Origin of the sequence: Methanoculleus sediminis, from assembly GCF_001017125.1 — an archaeon.
GTDB lineage: Archaea > Halobacteriota > Methanomicrobia > Methanomicrobiales > Methanoculleaceae > Methanoculleus > Methanoculleus sediminis.
Window position 1 is genome coordinate 477,636 of the sequence record NZ_JXOJ01000001.1, and the last position, 15,937, is coordinate 493,572.

Here is a 15,937-nt window from a genome sequence, read left to right on the forward strand (position 1 = left end):
GGAACGGGTTTGGAAGGCGCATGGTATCCCTTGTTCTGTCTCTGGTCGGCTACGTGCATGGACAACGAGTCTTTTCCTTCGGTGACACCTGACAGGCTGTGCGCTGCATCGGTGCACCTACTCTCCGGTCAACCTATTAATGTGTTGCGCCTGTCCGGGCCCCGTTGCGGAAGGAGGTTCAGGTCATCGCTCTTTCCCGGCGGCAGGGGCGGTATCGGCGAATGCCTCATCCGCGGGAACGGTTCCCCTTCCCGGAGCGGACCCGAGTTCGCTGTAAACCGCGAGGAGAGATCGTGCTATCGTCGACCAGGCCATGTCCGTCTTCAGTTTCGCGTAACCCTGCTCCCCCATGCGGCGGCACGCCCCGGGGTCCTTCAGCAGGCGGACGATCGCGGCTGCCAGCGCTTGTGGGTCCCGCGGCGGCACGACGTAGCCGGTCACCCCGTCATCGACGACTTCGGGCAGGCTCCCCACGTCCGTCACCACCACCGGCCGCCGGAACCCGTATGCGGTCGGGATGACGCCGCTCTGGGACGCTTCGAGATACGGGAGCGCCACGACGCTCGCCTGCTGGAAGAGCCGGGCGCCCTCTTCGTAGGGTATCCGGTAGTTGTAGACCTCGAACGCATCCCGGCCGGCCATCGCTTCCTCGTACCTGCTGAAATCCTCGCCCGTTCCGGCGATGACTATCCGGGCGTCCGGGATCTCCCGGGTGATGAGCGGTTCCGCCCGGATCAGGCAGTCGAGCCCTTTGTAGCGGTGGATTCTTCCGAAGAAGAGGATCCGGCGGCCGTCGGGCTCCCGGTCGGCCTGTTCGAACTTCACAAACGGCGCCACTTCGTGCTCGCCGATGGGGATGACGTGCACTTTCCGTTCCGGGACCCGGTAGTCTTTCACCAGGGTCTCGCGGAGGGCTTTCCCGTGAACGAAGATCCGGTCGGGCATGACCCTTGATACGAAGAGGGTGAGCCGGTAGAGCAGCGAACCTGCATCGAGGAGACGGTCTTCGCCAGGGTGGGGTTCGATGTCGTGAAACGTCGCCACAAGCGGGTATTTCCGGAGCATCGGGAGGAGCGGGCAGAGCATGGGATTGTTCACCTGGAAGTGGACGACGTCGGGCCTGAAGTCGTTGATTGCGGCCACGATATCTTTGAGCATCGGGTAGCACGACGGCCCCGGCCTCCCGGCATACCGGGAGTAGCCGAAGATGTGGACGTTCACCTCCGGGTCGATGCTCTCCACGTACTCCTCCGACCTGTAGTCGGGGAGGAGGAGGAGCACCTCGGCATGCCGGGCAAGTTCGTTCGCCATCTGGATGGTGTAGTCGTAGAACCAGAAGGTCAGGCACGCCACTCGCATAGGGGCTCTCTCTGGGAGGATGCCCTATATAGAGATTGTGTCGCGGGGCGTTGCCGGGCGGATCCGCCCCCGGCAGGTGTGCGTGGGTTCTGCGGCAGCCGCCCCGCTGTCCGTTCTCTTCCGGGCGCATTCGCATGGTCGGCCTGCCGTATCCGGTATCCGTGCTTCCCGATTCGTCGGGGTCGGATGGAATCCGTGCCGTTTCACGCCGTCGCCCCGTAGCGAGGGCCGGAGGGCCCGTGCCATGCAGGCGCATCAAACCGAATTCCCATCAGTTCCGGATGAAAGCGTTTCGGGGAGGGTCACTCCCGGCGAACGATAGCAGAAAGCGCGAGTATTTGTATTCTTCGATTTTAATTCCATCAATTATATAATATCTTTTTGCAGGAATCGATCTCCGTTTTGATGCGGTATCGTCTTAACGGATTGCATTTTTACGGCTTATATTGCCGATTAATCCCTTAAATCAATTTTATTTCCGCAATAAAATATTTATATGCCAATTGAAAGACGGTAGTGATACCTCACAGAGAGGCTGAATGGCATGATAGACAGGCAGAATATACTGAGACTGGCTGCAGCACTTCTGGCGTGCTGCCTGATTATTCCGGCACTCTCCCCGGTAAGTGCAGCCGAGTCCGCAAGTCCGGCCACGCTCACCGTGGCTGCAAGCGATAGCACCGAACTGTCGAAGAACCAGGCAGACTATGTCTGTGACGGAGTCGACGATCAGGCCGAGATCCAGGCGGCGCTTGCCGCGCTGCCCGACGGCGGAAAAGTAGTCCTTTCGGACGGTACGTTCAACTGCGCCGGCGTCATCGCGCCGCCGGCAGGCACGACGCTCTCCGGGCAGGGTCCGGATGCGACGAACCTCGTGTTCACAAACGACGGGCGTATCAGCGTCGACCAGGAGAACGTGACCCTGGACGGGTTCCACATCGAGGGCGGCGGCTACAGCAGCGGCGTCAAGTGGCTCGGCGTGATGACCATCCGGGCAAGCCACGCGAAGATCCACAACATCACGGGAACCGCCGACGCAAGCATCCAGGCGGTCTTCCTCCTGATCCACGATCCGGCGGTCTATGCCCCGACCCTCGAAGATGTCGAGTTCGTCGACTGCAAGGCCGTGGACACCGGCACCTACGGGTTCATCCACAACGCATGGGGTTCGTCCAACAAGGTGATCAAGAACGTCCGCTACGACAACTGTGCTGCGATCAACTGCGGGAGCACAGGTGTGTTCAACCCCTGGATCACCGGGTTCGACTTTGCGGAGTTAAACGACATGGACGGCCTTCGCGTGACGAACTGCCATGCAGAAGGTAACCTGGAGTCCGGGTTCCACTTCGAGTTCGACCCCACCGTGACGAACGCGGTCCTCGAGAACTGCACGAGCGTAAACAACGGGCAGAAGCCCTACCCGACGGTGCCCTACAAACAGAGCGACATGTCGACCCACTACTTCGGGTGCGGCTACTACGCCCCGAACTGCGACGTGACGTTCAAGAACTGCGTTGCGGAGAGCAACTCGCTGTATGGGTTCTACGCGACCAACGGCGGCAAACTCTACGACTGTGTCGAGAAGGACACCGGCGCCGGGAAGACCGACTACACCTACCGTAAGCCGGCCGGCTACTACAGCATCCCGTGCCGCTCGACCGATCCCGCCCTGGTGCTCGAGAACTGTTCGAGCACCGACTCGCACGGCTACGGCCTCCAGGTCGACCTCGCGAGCAACATCCGGATCGAGAACTTCGAGCTCGTGAACCCGGCAGGAATCGACGGCAAGGGTGCAAGCCTCGGCGGCACGAACGGCCAGTTCAGCAATGCCGAAGTGGACATCCACGCCTCCGGTGACCGGGCCGAGACGCTCGTCTGGGCGAAGAACAACCAGAACGTCCAGTACACCGGAGATATAACCTCCGGCTCCGAGAAAGCGTTCCTGGTCGAAGGCGGCCAGAACGTCCGGACGGACGGCATGACGGTTGCGTCTGCCGGCGCGTAAACCGGTCGATACTATCGGGCCTGACGGGCCCGGTCCCAATCTTTTTTTAAGTTTTGTTAAAACCCTCCTGAGGATGAATCCCCTCCGGATTATTCATACCTCTGATTCACGCGAAGAACGCGAAGTGCGATGAGCCAAAGGGCCGGAGCGTGAGCACCCCCGGATGAGAGCGGGAGTTCGAGCACCTTCCGGCGAGAACGCGAAAGGAACCGCTAACACCTTCACCAATTTCGCGCCTTCGCGGCTTCGCGCGAGACTGCATCGCTGTTCTCGCACAATTGCCTCACGCGAAGACGCGAAGAACGCGAAGAACGATCGGTCAACGGACAGGAGCATGAGCACGAGAAACCCGAAGGGTTTCGAGAGGCTGTCAATACCTATCCGGACTTCGCGCCCTCGAAGAACTTCGTTCTTCTCATGCTCCGGCCTCTATTGGTAGTATGCCGGATATTCCCGGGAGCGGCTCTTGCCGGGCTGGAAGAAAGATCAAAAGGTATCCGGAGCCTTCGGGGTTACCCCTTTCGAGACCCCCGCTGGCATACTCCCTTCCGCCTTCCCGGCAACCTTCGCGTAGAACGTCTCGATATCGCTGACGATCGCCTCCCAGTTGTACCTGGTCCGGACGAGTTCTTTCGCCCGTTCCCCGAACCCTGCCCGCAGTGTTTCGTCGGCAAGCAGGCGTCCGATGGCGGCGGCGAGCGCCTCCGGCGTGTACCCGGCATTGAACCCGACGGAGTTGTCGATCCACCCGAGCAGGTCCCCCTTGCCCGTCGTCACGATGGGTGTCCCGCAGAGGCACGCTTCGAGGAACGTGACCGGAAAGCCGGTGAAACTCGGCGTCACGAAGACGTCGGCGTCGGTGTATGCGGCCATCTTGTCCTCCTTGCTCACGAACCCCGTGAAGACCACCCGGTCGTCGAGACCGAGCGACCCGACCCGCTGCCTGAACTCGTCGTTGTGGCCCATGTCCCCCCCAACCAGCATGAGAACGGCGTCGTCGAACTCCCGCGCGACCACGGCAAACGAGCGGATCAGAAGATCGATCCCCTTCGTCGGGTCGAGTCTCCCGAGGTAGAGCACGACCTTCGCGGCGTCGTCGATCCCCCATGCCGCACGGAACCTGCCGCGGGCGGGAAGGTCGGGGTACTCGGCGAGGTCGATGCCGTTCGGGACGATCGCGACCTTCTCATCGGTGACACCCAGCTCGCGATACCGCTCCGCTTCCGTCTCGTTGAGCGCGATAACCCCCGCGGCGCCGAGGATCACCTTCTCCGACCAGAACCGGTCGAAGAGCCGCTTCATCCGCGCAGAGCCCGTATCCTGCGGGAGCGCCCCGTGCGCCTGGAGCACGTAGGGCACGCCGTACTTCCTCGCGTAGTGGGAGGCGATGACGGTGAGCATGGTGCGGTGGTCGTGGATGTGGACCAGGTCGAACCCGGCAATCTCCCTTCTTGCGACCGCCGGCATCCGGTAGGGCATCACCGGCAGGGCCGCCCCACGGGCGTATCTCCGTAAGTTCTCAAAATAATAGACGTTCATCCCGTCGACGGTGGTGGCGCGGTTCGTTGGAAGGTCGTTTGGGTAGATGCTGCGGTTCGTCGTGTAGACGGTGATGTCGTGCCCGTTCTCGTGCAGGGTCCGGGAGATGTCGTATGCAACCCGTGCCACTCCGCCCGACTCCCAGAGCGGTTTGAAAAACGGGCTCACCTGCAGGATCTTCATGCCCGCCCCCCGATGCTGCGTTCTCTGAGCCGCTTCCTGATCAGGCCCGCGTAGCAGTTCAGGCAGAACGGCGTAAAAAGCCAGACCCCGCACTCGACCAGGGGTGCAAGCCCGTGCTGCCGGATCCGGTAACGGTAACTCTCCAGGTTGTACTCCAGGTAGTCCGCGCCGATCTGCTCGAACCACCACTGGCGGGTGACGTTCCCGTTGCGCACCCTCTCGGAACACTTCGCTATCCAGCGCTCCACCAGTTCCCTGGTTCGCCCCTCCGCCACCTCGGGCTGGAAGTCGCTGTTGATGACGCAGGGAATGGTCGTGTAGTCCCGGATGCCGTCCCGGTCGAAATCCACCGAGAGGATCATGGAACTGTTGATCTGCTCCTTGAAGATCTCGGTATCGAACTGGAAATTTCCGAGAGAATAGGCGATCAGGCCGTCTTTGTACCGTTCCAGCCCCTGGATGGTATGCGAGTGGTGTCCGAGGATCAGGGTCGCCCCGTTGTCGATGAAGGCGTGAGCGAGTCTGACCTGGTCGGGCGAGGGGTAGTAGGTGTTCTCGATCCCCCAGTGCAGGGAGACGACGACATGGTCGCACCGGTCCTTCAGTGCCCTGATCTCTTCGATGACGGCCTTTTTCTTCAGTTTGGCTACGGTGACGCCCGGTGGCGACCGGAACCTTCCGCTCGTGTATGCGAGAAAACCGAACCTGATACCGTTCTGCTCGACGACCAGCCCTTCTGTCGGATCGTCGCCCCGCCCCCCTCCGACGTAGGCGATACCGCGGGCCTCGAGACCCTCGAGGGTGTTCTCAAAACCTTCCCTGCCCATATCCAGCGTGTGGTTGTTCGCCACGCTGAGGATATCGAACCCGGCTTCTTTGAGGAACTCACCCGCCTCCGGAGGGGTTGTGTTGACCCAGCGTTTCCTGCTCTCGGTTCCGCTCTTGGAGAGAACCGTCTCCAGGTTCCCGAAGAGCAGGTCTTTCCGCCGGAGTTCATGTTGGACCCGGGCAAAAGGTCTCTTGCCGTTCCTGATCCAGAGCAGCACGTCTCCGACCGCTCGCAGTCGCACCGATGTCATACCTCTTCTCCTGCAGAATCTCTGCTCGGGACGGGAGATCCGGGCCTGCGGCCTGCCTTCATCGTCGATCTGAAGATCCCCACCCCCTTGAACCGTAGCGGTGGAACCCCGTTGACGTCTGCGAGAGAAGCTTCCATGTACGGGTAATCGTGAATACTGCCTTCCCTCCCCGATGCGTTGAGTTCCAGACAGGCGATGCGACAATATATATTTTGCCCTGATTATGCCCCCGGCATGCGTATCTCGACGCATACGGCTTCCCGAGAACCCCGGAACCCCGGCGGGGCGGGGGGCGGTTCCGGTAGCGGTGGAACTCGTGATGCCGAACCATTAACTGCTCATGCACCGAGTATGTACCTGGATCGCCAGGCGGCAGATGATGAGAGTTACCCCCACTGATCCGGTGATGAAGCAGGGGGCTGATGCCGCCATCCTGTGGGGGAGGTCCATGCGCCGGGCACCGATTTTTTGCACCTTTGCTCCCGGTCGTGCTGTGCGTCTCCTCGATCGGCCGTAACCGTTTCCTTCACGAAGATGTCGTGCGGGTGCGATCGTCATTAACAGCAAACAGGCGGTTATGGGTTTCGGCGCTACTCGGTCCCTCCGGATTTTGCAGCAAAGCAGCCGTTTCGAGACGGGCTCTCCTCTCGATTCGTCATATTTTCTGGTCAATTCGTCAACCTCGATGCTGGCGAACCGGGTGCCGGCACCCGTACGGGTCTTCGCCGCGGGAATGTATATATATCAGCAGCCGCATGGCAGACCCAGCGTGGTGTGATGGGACCGAGCAACTCCTCGGATCCGCTCCCGATCCTTCCTTCCGGCGTCCCGCCCGTTCGGAGGGGTTCCCGGGAGGTACTGCGATGGAGGGTTTCACGTGCACTGGCCAGAATCTATTCTTCCCGTTGCGGCCGGGGTTTCCGCCGGTGCGGAGATGACGGCTCTCGGGTTCTTTCTCCCCGCCGGCGGCAACTCCCCGCCGGCGCACGGTATCGGCAGGAGCAGGGATGATACGGCCGGTCGTGCTACGGATGCACGCGGGACGCAGCCTGAAGGGTACGCGCGGCCCCCCTCTTCCGGCGGAGCGCTCATGGGAGGATCGAGCGGCGGGACGGGTGATCCGGCAATCCCCGGGAGAGAACTCCCCCCGTTCGCGGTTGTCGCGCCTGCATACAACGAAGGCCTCGTTATCGGCTCCATCGTTCTTCAGGCGAAGAGGCACGCCGAGCGGGTGATCGTCGTCGACGACGGTTCGATCGACCGGACCGCCGAGACCGCCCGGCTTGCCGGTGCCGACGTCATCAGGCTGCCCGAGAACGCCGGCAAGGCGAAAGCGATGATGGTCGGGTTTGCCCGGGCCCGCGAGCTCGGCTACGACGCCGTCGTGATGCTCGACGGCGACGGCCAGCACGACCCGGGCGAGATCCCGGTCGTAGCGGCGCCGGTGCTTGCCGGCGAGGCCGATCTGGTCATCGGCTCCCGGTTCCTGAACACCCGGGCCGAGATCCCCGCCTACCGGCGGGCCGGGCAGGTGGTGCTCACCGGGTTCACGAACATCTCGGTGGACGGCGGCGGCTTCGCGACGACGGATTCGCAGTCGGGCTTCCGGGCTCTCTCCCGGCGGGCCCTCGAGAACCTCACCTTCGCGTCGGAGGGGTACAACATCGAATCCGACATGATCGCTCACTTCGCCTCTCTCAACCTCCGGGTGACCGAGGTCCCGATCTCCGTCACCTACGACGTCCCCCACAAGCACAAGAAGAACCCGCTCTCCCACGGCTTCGGCGTGCTCGCCCGGATAGTGGGGCTGATCGGGTATAAGCGGCCGCTCCTCTTCTTCGGAATACCCGGAGGATCTATCGCGCTCTTCGGGATCGCTCTTGAGATCTACACCTTCTCCGAGCTCTACCGGATCGGCCAGTTTCATTACGTCATATTTACGTTAGGGATAACCGCACTCATTCTCGGGCTGCTGCTGGTCTCGTCCGGACTGGTCCTCAACTTCCTGGTATCGATGCTAGAGCGGCGGGCGGGTGAAACGTAGGAACTTTTGCGAGACGACGGTGATCTTGCCGGAGTTCGTCCCTGCCCGCTGCTCAACCCCAGTATTCGGTCAATTCCAGTATCCTCAGGTAAACTATCAGGCCCAGGAGTGCCGCGCAGGCTATCGTCGTGTAATCCATGGTGCGGATAAAGGCCGGTTTTTCGAGCATCGGGCGGATCGTGTAGGCGGCGATGATGAACAAAGCGAGCATCGCGGCTATGACAGCCTTTGAATCCCAACCGTAGAGTGTCTCCATAAGGCCGGTCACGGTGAACACCCGGACCCTGAGAACGGCCGGCGCAATCTCTTCTCACGCATCGCTGTAACCGGACCGGACTCGTGCGTATCGTATATAACACCTGCGGCTGCCCGGGCGGATCAGGGAGGGCCTGCAATCGTTCCCTGCCCCTTTCGCGTGCGCTCTGCAGGTTGACCGGGTCTGATTGGGCCGGCAGCGCCCGGTGGCGATCCGACGGTTGGCCGGGCAAAGTATATCATGGGTGTAGGCGACGCGAAGGTTCCATGGCGAGTTTTCTCGGCAACATCTTCAAACTGACGACGGGCACCATGATCGCCCAGGTGACCGGCATCATCCTCATCCCCGTGATTACACGGCTCTACTCGCCGGAATTCTTCGGAGTCAACCAGCTCTTCCTCTCCATCGCAACGGTGGCCGTGGTCGTCTCTTCTCTCTCGTACGATTATACCATCATGCTGCCGAAGACGGACGAAGACTCGATAAACGCGTTTGCCCTCTGCACCGTCTGCATACTGGGGGTGTCCGCCGCAATCGGGGCCGTCTTCATCGGGTTCGGGGACTGGTTCGGTGCTTTCTTCGAAACCCCGATGATAGCCGAATACTTCGTATGGCTGCCGGTATTCGTCGTCTTCAGCAGCCTCTTTGCAATCCTGAACGAATGGCTCTCGCGGAAGGTGCAGTACGGCGTTCTCTCCAGAGGCATCGTCGTGAATTCGATCTCCACCCGGATGGTCCAGATCGGGGGCGGGCTGGTCGCTCCCTCGCCCCTGGGACTCATCCTCGGTTCGGTGGCAGGCATGACCTTCGCCGTTCTCTACATGCTCCGGGGGCTGACGCAGGATATCGAACTCTTGAAGGCCGTCAGGGTAAAGCGGATGAAGGAGATTGCCGTCCGGTACAGGGATTTCGCGCTCTACGGTTCCGCCGGAGGCCTTGCAAACAGCCTGTCCTGGGAACTGCCGGCGTTCATGCTTGCCTACTTCTTCAACCCCGCGATTCTCGGATACTACGCCCTTGCCATGATGGCGGTGAGGCTGCCCATGGGGATGGTAGGAACGGCGATCTCGCAGGTGTTTTACCAGAAGGCGAGTGAGGAGAAGAACCGCACAGGGAGCGTCAAAAGCGTTGTCCGGGAGATCCACACGAGACTCATCTCCATCGGCATTTTTCCCTTCGTTATATTCACCATCCTCGCCGAGGATCTCTTCTCCTTCGTCTTCGGTGCGGACTGGCTCACGGCGGGCACGTATGCGATGCTCCTTGCTCCCTGGATCTTCACGGTCTTCATATTCTCACCTATCTCATCCCTGTTCGGAGTTCTCGAACGGCAGAGGAGTTTTCTCTCGTTTGAGATCCTGACCCTCCTTACATGGGCGACCATCTTCTACATCGGCGGCATCACCGGAAATCCCGTCTCCACGCTTGTCCTCTTTTCAATCGGCGGCACGCTCATATGGGGGTCGAAGGCTGCATACCTCGTACGGGTATCCGGGGCCGGATACCGGGACAGCACGATCAGCCTGATCCGGCACCTGACGGTCAGCATCGTCATCTCCGTGCCCCTGATCATCGGCAAGTTCCTGGACCTCCCGCTCATCATCCTGCTCGGGATTGCGGGGATGACCGCGATCGCCTACTATCTCCTGCTCTTCTTCACCGATACCCTGGTCCGCAGGGAGCTCATGGGGATGGTTCAGGGACTGATCCCTGCAAAACACCTCGATTGGATGGAGCGGCTGGGCCTGTTCCGGTGACCGGCACCGTATCGCGTCCGGAATCTTCACGGCCCGGGGGGCGGGCGCATCCGCCCTTTCCCCCACCATGCCGCGATCTCATGGCCGCCGGTCATCCAGGCGCCCTTCTCATGACCATACTCAAGGATTTTCCGGTAAAACCTGAGCGGATCGCCGGTCATGAACTCGTTGTGCCAGAGGACGGTGATCACGCCGTGATACCGCTCGACCGCCTCAAGGAGGCGCTTCATCCGGTTCCAGGCCCGCTCCGGGTTCAGGCGCATGTGCAGAAGCAGCGTCCGGTCCATCACCACGAGCGGGATCTCCAGGATCGCCATCTCTCTCCCGCGATCAAGGTCGAACGGCCGGAACGGGTGGCACATGCCGTTCCTGAACCCGATGCAGTCAGGATACCCGAGGGTGGTGTCGTAGAGGAAACCCGCTCTCTCCAGCAGTTCCCAGGTCTCCGGGACGCGGAACCTGAGGTAATGACTTCTATACCCGGTTACTTTCCGGTCAAGAATGCTCTCCAGATACCGTTTCTCTTTCACCAGGCCGTCGAAGTCGCGGTAGGCTTCGCATCCGCCGTGCAGGCCGACTTCCCATCCCCTATCCCGGAGTGCGGAGATCTCCTGCTCCAGGTCTTCAACCGGGTAGGCGTGCTCCCGTGCCCCCTTTTCCAGTGCCAGAACGTAGAAGGCGGATCGCGCGCCGTATGACTCCTCGAGTCCGGTGATCTCCTCGAAAGTCTGTTTCCGGCACTTTCCGGGACTCAGCTCTCTGATGATGCTTCCTGCATGGAGGAGCCTCTTTGCTCTGAGCGCTTTTACGATCTCAAGCCCACTGACGTGGAGGGGCCGATAGACGGTGTCGACGTCGTGAGAGAGGCAGATTGCAAACGGCTGGGATTCGGGGTATTCGCAGGAAAAACCGTTCTCCACCAGGATCTGCGATGCCCGGGGCACGAATACGTCACGATGGCGGCTCTGGTAGTACGGAAACCGGTCGAATCGGTCGCGGTCGGACTCCTCGTACTCCTCCTTTCGGGTGAACAGGTCCCATACCTCTCTATCCTGCCTGAGCAGATCCATCATGTCCGGAACGGCCTCTTCCCCTGCATACCGGGGTAAGAGCATGTATACTTTTCCGGGGAGTACGGGCCGGGGTACGTTGAGAGTTCTCCTACCGGGCGCGGTTGTCCGGATACACGCCGTCCTTCAGCCGCTTGAGGATGCGATACCTGAACCGGGGATACTCGGCGCCATAGTAGGGGATAAGCCGGGGATTGAACCCGGAGATGAACGCACTGAGATGAGGGATGTTTCCTGCCATCAGGTTCAGCATCCTGTGATTCCGCTCTTTGAGCGAATTCACATTGTCGTAACAGAGGAGCGTCGCCGCCCCGGTGGAGAGGTGCTCCGGAGAGGCGGCGGCAAACAGGCTGTGAGCCATCTTCGCGTCCCACAGGGTGACTTCGGCAGCGGCAATCTCTCCAGAAGGCATGCTCGCAACCCGCATCTCACCGATCCCTTTCTCCCTGATGAGCTTCAGCATGCCTGTAAGATGCCTCTCGGTGACGGGTGGCTCTTTACCCTGCTTTGAGAACGTACGGATAAGAAGGTTCCAGAAAATGTCCGGGTCGAAGATCCTGGCCGAAGAAATGTCCAGTCTCCGGGCCTTGCGGATGTTCTGCCGCACATCTTTTGATGCGGTCTTGAAGAGATCGTTATGCGTGGGCAGCACGTAGGTATAGTAGACCGCCGGGCTCCACCCCTGCTGCGTGAATGCCCGGATGTCCTCCAGGCCCGGAGCGTTCACCAGATCTACGTAGTCAAACCCCTGCCGGGTGATGTGCTCGAGTATCGCGGCGATGATCCGGTTGGTGTGCACCTCCTTTGTCCTCTGTTTTGCATCTCCTGTATCGGAGATCACCATCCCCCCGTATGGGGTCGATACCGCTTTCGAGGAAGCCACGTGGAGAAGGCGATAGGGGCGCGAGAGGTAGAGGGGGCAGCCACCGATCAACTCTTCGCCGTCGTAGCACCCGATAAGGATCAGGGTCTGATCCAGAAGGAGAGCGTTCTCCACCAGCCAGTCGCTCGTATGAAAGACAGTTCCCTGTGCCGACCCGGCGACCAGCGCATCCCACGCCTTGAATTCAGCACTCCCGAGTTCCCTCACTTCCGGCTGTCTCATACCGGTAGACCCTCCGGCGTGCATACGGACACCTTATTCACTTAAGCGTTTCGACTCGCCGGGATTAGTTTTTTTATCCTGTAGAGTATCTGCGTCGGTTTTGAGAACAGGACCAGCCTCGAATGGATCGGGACATGTTCCGCCCCGAGTTTTGCCTTGTCCCGGAAGCGGGGGTTGTCCGGGTCCGCTTTCTGCCGTCCCAGGGAGACCTTCTCGTAACCGTTCTCCCATGCCCAGTTGATCAGTTCCCAGTCCATGTAGTAAGTGGGGGTGTAATGCGGAAGGTCGCGGTTGAGAGCCAGGTATCCGAAATAAACCGTCTTTTTGACCGGATCCATGAATGCCGCCGACCCCCCGGCAACGGTGTCTCCTTTTGCCAGAACCGCAATTCTCAGGTAGTCCGGAGAGAAGTGATCCCAGAGTGTCTCAAAGAACGAGAGCGGCAGGGTCTCTCCGTTTATGTGCAACATGTTCTTCTCGTAATACCGGTAGAATAACCCGATATCGGACTTCCGATCGATCTCCTGCAACTCGAACCCCTCCCTCGGGAACCTGAGGATGCTCTTTGTCGTCTTTTTCGAAAGGGCACTCCATATGATCTCCGGGGGTTTTTTCTTCAGGTGCACTACCATATCCCCGGTCTCTCCACCGGAATAGGCGGCGTAGGTTATCCCGGAGAGAAGATTCGAACGGTAGGTATTGAAGTGCAGGAACGAGTGATCTCTCGTGAACAGCGAGAGGAGATCGTTGAAACGGGCGGCATCGAATCCACCGTCCAGCACGATGTTGTTCGCGTCGGATTGGGGGATGCTGATCAGTCCCCTGAAGTTCAACGCCGATTCTTCGGCCCAGGGACTTATCCCAACAACGTCCTCGCCGTCCAGGATGAGGTAATACTTCAGTTTCGGGTGGAGCGCATCCTCAAGAACCTGCTTCCACTTCAGGCTGTGGAAGAGTGTTCCTTCCGGGGAGCGGTTGTTGAATGCGTCCCATAAGTCGGCGTTATCCCTGGATAGCGGTTCGATTGCGTATGCCATGGAGACACACCTTTCGGATATAATATAATATACCTTCCACCGGCGAGGCCATCCGGATCGTCTTCACCCCCGGGTTCGTACGGGGTGGCCGGTGCGGGTGGACGCCGGAGCCCCGGCCGGAATCGGGGCTTGTGCACCGCACGCTCTTCGGCAATCGGCGAGGCCGGACCTCACCCCTCGAAAGACCGGTCGTTCCGGCATTGGGGTGCGGGGCGGGCGATCCGCGAGGCCATGCCCCGCATGCACCGGTTCACGCTTCTTAAGATGCCGTACCTGATGCCGGACGATTCGACGCCGTAGTACGGAACGAGATCCGGGTTGAAGGTTGCTATGAACGCGCTCAGGTTTGCCATATTCCCCGCCATCAGGTTGATCGACGGATAGTTCCGCTCCGCGGCGTGCGCGATAACCTCGCCGAGAAGAAGCGAGGGCGCTCCGGTAGAGAGGTGCTCTTCCGCGGAGGCGGCGGACCAGCGATGAACTGTTTTCGCGTCGTAAACGACGACTTCGGCCGCAGCTATCTCCCCGGAAGGTGTCCTGGCGACCCACATCTCGCCGAGGTTCTTCTCCCGGATTACATCCAGCATACTGAAAAGGTGCTTTTTGGTGAAAGGGGGGCGGGCGTTCTGCTTCTCGAAGGTGTTCACGATGAGCATCCAGTAAGCCCCGGCATCGAAGTATTTCGCCGCCGTAATGCCCTGTTTTTCTGCCCTGTTGATGCTTCTCCGTGCGTTCTTTGAGATGCGGCTGAAGACATCGCCGTCGGTCGGCAGCACATACGTGTAGTAGACCTTTGCGTCCCATCCGTTCCGGGTGAACCATCGGATATCCTCAAACCACGGAGAATGAACCAGTTCTACGTGAGCGAACCTCATCCGGGCGATATGGCTGCAGACGGATGCGACGATTTTGTTGGCATGCAGCTCCCGCTCTCTTCGTTTCGTGCTCTCTATGCCGGACGTCACGATCCCGCCGTAAGGGGCCAGCAGCGCTGCGGAAGAAGCCGTCCTGAGCAGTCCGTACGGGTTCGACAGGAGGAGCGGGCAACCCCCGATCAGATCCCCGTCTTCGTAGCACCCGAGTATCATCGGTGTCCGGTTCAGGGACGAGGCGGTCCTGACCAGCCAGTCGCTCGAATGAAAGATCGTTCCCTGGGGGGAGGCGGCGACCAGTTCGTCCCACGCAGGAAGTTCGTCGGCATGTAATCTCCTGACCTCTATTCGAACCATTTGCAACACCCGGATTGGAGAGGCACCTTAATCGACACCGGCATTAACACTTTCCGTCCAGCACCGCAGTATACAATTCAATATACCGGCACGCTACGGACTCCCAGGTATAGGCGGCGCTCAGTTCCCTTGCGGCCCTCATATGCCGTGCCAGGTCTTCGGGATTGCCGAGCAGATCGAGAACCGCCTTTATGATGACCTCGTTCTCATCCGATCGGTCGAAGAGCAGCGAACAATCCTTCAGTTGTTCGGCATGATCGACGTCCGCCCTGACGATGGGGACCGTGCCGCACGCCAGGTACTCGAAGATCTTGTTGGGCGAGGTCTTCACCCAGTATTTCGCGTCCGGCCTCACGAGGAGGAAGCCGACATGTGCCTTCTCGGTGAGTTCGACGGTCTTCTCCCAGGGAACGTAGCCGAGGAACCGGAACCTGCCGTTATGTTTTCCGGCAAGATCGTCGAGCTTCACTCTCGAATCGTTGTCGAGCGAGGTTCCGCCGACGAAGAAGGTCACGTTCTCAAACGACCGGATGGCCGCATCCGCAATCTCGAGGAGGAGGTCGACGTCCCGATCGGCCAGGTTATTGAGGCTCCCGATATAGACTGCGTGCATCTGCGCCCCCGGCTCGACCCGGCGAATCTTTGCATCTATCGCATCCGGATCGTAAGCCGCGGATGCCGCATAGTTTGGAACCGCTATAACGCGGGCTCCCGGAAACAACTTCCCGACCGCGTCAAGATGGCGCTCCGAGACGACGACCGTTCCGGATATCCATCTCTTTGCACGGTCTTCGTAAAAGACCGGTATGGAGATCCGCCCGAAATGGAGCCATTCCTCGTAGACCTCGTGCCTGTCGTAGACCACCCTGGAGTTTCTCATGCCGTTTCTCACCAGCATCGCGGCCAGCGGCAGCAGCAGGGGGTCGTGCACATGGAGAACCGACGGCCGTCCCGGATCGATATCGAGAGCTTCGAGCGCTCTGCGGCACCCGGCCAGTATCTTCGGCCTTAAACAGTACCCCATGAACGACAGTGTCCTGGCTTTTCCCCGCAGAGGCAGATGGTTGATCCTGAATCCCCTCACGTTGTTCCGGGAGAAGATCCCCGGCTTTGCGGACTCGTCCGTGTAGTTGTAGTGTATCCGGCAGACGTTCACCCCCCTGTCCGAGAGATAGGTGATGTGCCTTGCGATTCGCACATCTTCCACCGGGTGTGCGTCAAGAACGATGACATCCATACGGGCACCTGCCGGTAGTGACATCCCGATCCGGTTT

The 15,937-nt window shown here is 60.2% G+C and carries 12 protein-coding genes; 3 read left to right on the forward strand and 9 right to left on the reverse strand.

Features of this window, described 5'->3' with window-relative positions; genetic code table 11:
- Nucleotides 1-183: 183 nt before the first annotated feature.
- Nucleotides 184-1,359 (reverse strand): glycosyltransferase family 4 protein, encoded by a 1,176-nt coding sequence (locus SZ63_RS02400; protein ID WP_048180455.1) that lies wholly within the window; start codon nt 1,357-1,359, stop codon nt 184-186.
- 544 nt (nt 1,360-1,903) lie between these two features.
- Here SZ63_RS02400 and SZ63_RS02405 point away from each other — a divergent pair.
- The gene (locus SZ63_RS02405; RefSeq protein WP_048180457.1) at nt 1,904-3,364 is read left to right on the forward strand and encodes a right-handed parallel beta-helix repeat-containing protein; all 1,461 of its coding nucleotides are present in this window, start codon (nt 1,904-1,906) and stop codon (nt 3,362-3,364) included.
- 486 nt (nt 3,365-3,850) lie between these two features.
- Here SZ63_RS02405 and SZ63_RS02410 read toward each other — a convergent pair whose 3' ends face one another.
- Nucleotides 3,851-5,086 (reverse strand): glycosyltransferase, encoded by a 1,236-nt coding sequence (locus tag SZ63_RS02410; protein WP_048180461.1) that lies wholly within the window; start codon nt 5,084-5,086, stop codon nt 3,851-3,853.
- On the reverse strand, nt 5,083-6,165 hold the full coding sequence (locus SZ63_RS02415) for a CapA family protein (protein ID WP_048180464.1): 1,083 nt from the start codon (nt 6,163-6,165) through the stop codon (nt 5,083-5,085). Before SZ63_RS02415 ends, SZ63_RS02410 begins: the two co-directional genes overlap by 4 nt.
- Nucleotides 6,166-7,099: 934 nt before the next feature.
- Here SZ63_RS02415 and SZ63_RS02420 point away from each other — a divergent pair.
- Nucleotides 7,100-8,209, forward strand: a complete 1,110-nt coding sequence (locus SZ63_RS02420) for a glycosyltransferase family 2 protein (protein WP_206539402.1) — start codon at nt 7,100-7,102, stop codon at nt 8,207-8,209.
- A 52-nt stretch (nt 8,210-8,261) separates the two neighbouring features.
- Here the strand turns inward: SZ63_RS02420 and SZ63_RS02425 are convergent, their stop codons facing one another.
- A complete protein-coding gene (locus tag SZ63_RS02425; protein ID WP_156168331.1) occupies nt 8,262-8,465 on the reverse strand; it encodes a hypothetical protein in 204 nt (67 codons plus the stop codon).
- A 266-nt stretch (nt 8,466-8,731) separates the two neighbouring features.
- Here SZ63_RS02425 and SZ63_RS02430 point away from each other — a divergent pair, with 266 nt between their 5' ends.
- On the forward strand, nt 8,732-10,222 hold the full coding sequence (locus SZ63_RS02430; RefSeq protein WP_052959036.1) for a lipopolysaccharide biosynthesis protein: 1,491 nt from the start codon (nt 8,732-8,734) through the stop codon (nt 10,220-10,222).
- Nucleotides 10,223-10,248: 26 nt separating this feature from the next.
- Here the strand turns inward: SZ63_RS02430 and SZ63_RS02435 are convergent, their stop codons facing one another.
- The 5 genes from SZ63_RS02435 to SZ63_RS02455 form a co-directional block, all read right to left on the reverse strand.
- Nucleotides 10,249-11,337, reverse strand: coding sequence for a polysaccharide deacetylase family protein (locus SZ63_RS02435; protein WP_206539403.1), 1,089 nt, complete (start codon nt 11,335-11,337; stop codon nt 10,249-10,251).
- Nucleotides 11,338-11,383: 46 nt separating this feature from the next.
- Nucleotides 11,384-12,397 (reverse strand): GNAT family N-acetyltransferase, encoded by a 1,014-nt coding sequence (locus tag SZ63_RS02440; RefSeq protein ID WP_048180468.1) that lies wholly within the window; start codon nt 12,395-12,397, stop codon nt 11,384-11,386.
- Between the two features lie 41 nt (nt 12,398-12,438).
- Nucleotides 12,439-13,434 (reverse strand): GNAT family N-acetyltransferase, encoded by a 996-nt coding sequence (locus tag SZ63_RS02445; protein ID WP_048180470.1) that lies wholly within the window; start codon nt 13,432-13,434, stop codon nt 12,439-12,441.
- Between the two features lie 170 nt (nt 13,435-13,604).
- Nucleotides 13,605-14,663: a GNAT family N-acetyltransferase gene (locus SZ63_RS02450; protein ID WP_048180475.1), complete on the reverse strand. Its 1,059-nt coding sequence runs from the start codon at nt 14,661-14,663 to the stop codon at nt 13,605-13,607.
- A gap of 43 nt (nt 14,664-14,706) precedes the next feature.
- Nucleotides 14,707-15,900, reverse strand: a complete 1,194-nt coding sequence (locus SZ63_RS02455; RefSeq protein ID WP_048180477.1) for a glycosyltransferase — start codon at nt 15,898-15,900, stop codon at nt 14,707-14,709.
- Nucleotides 15,901-15,937 lie beyond the last annotated feature (37 nt).

Excerpts from the sequence above, each read along its gene's own strand:
- SZ63_RS02400 (WP_048180455.1), bottom strand. The coding sequence starts at position 1,359 with ATGCGAGTGGCGTGCCTGACCTTCTGGTTCTACGACTACACCATCCAG.
- SZ63_RS02405 (WP_048180457.1), top strand. The coding sequence starts at position 1,904 with ATGATAGACAGGCAGAATATACTGAGACTGGCTGCAGCACTTCTGGCG.
- SZ63_RS02410 (WP_048180461.1), bottom strand. The coding sequence starts at position 5,086 with ATGAAGATCCTGCAGGTGAGCCCGTTTTTCAAACCGCTCTGGGAGTCG.
- SZ63_RS02415 (WP_048180464.1), bottom strand. The coding sequence starts at position 6,165 with ATGACATCGGTGCGACTGCGAGCGGTCGGAGACGTGCTGCTCTGGATC.
- SZ63_RS02420 (WP_206539402.1), top strand. The coding sequence starts at position 7,100 with ATGACGGCTCTCGGGTTCTTTCTCCCCGCCGGCGGCAACTCCCCGCCG.
- SZ63_RS02425 (WP_156168331.1), bottom strand. The coding sequence starts at position 8,465 with ATGGAGACACTCTACGGTTGGGATTCAAAGGCTGTCATAGCCGCGATG.
- SZ63_RS02430 (WP_052959036.1), top strand. The coding sequence starts at position 8,732 with ATGGCGAGTTTTCTCGGCAACATCTTCAAACTGACGACGGGCACCATG.
- SZ63_RS02435 (WP_206539403.1), bottom strand. The coding sequence starts at position 11,337 with ATGCTCTTACCCCGGTATGCAGGGGAAGAGGCCGTTCCGGACATGATG.
- SZ63_RS02440 (WP_048180468.1), bottom strand. The coding sequence starts at position 12,397 with ATGAGACAGCCGGAAGTGAGGGAACTCGGGAGTGCTGAATTCAAGGCG.
- SZ63_RS02445 (WP_048180470.1), bottom strand. The coding sequence starts at position 13,434 with ATGGCATACGCAATCGAACCGCTATCCAGGGATAACGCCGACTTATGG.
- SZ63_RS02450 (WP_048180475.1), bottom strand. The coding sequence starts at position 14,663 with ATGGTTCGAATAGAGGTCAGGAGATTACATGCCGACGAACTTCCTGCG.
- SZ63_RS02455 (WP_048180477.1), bottom strand. The coding sequence starts at position 15,900 with ATGGATGTCATCGTTCTTGACGCACACCCGGTGGAAGATGTGCGAATC.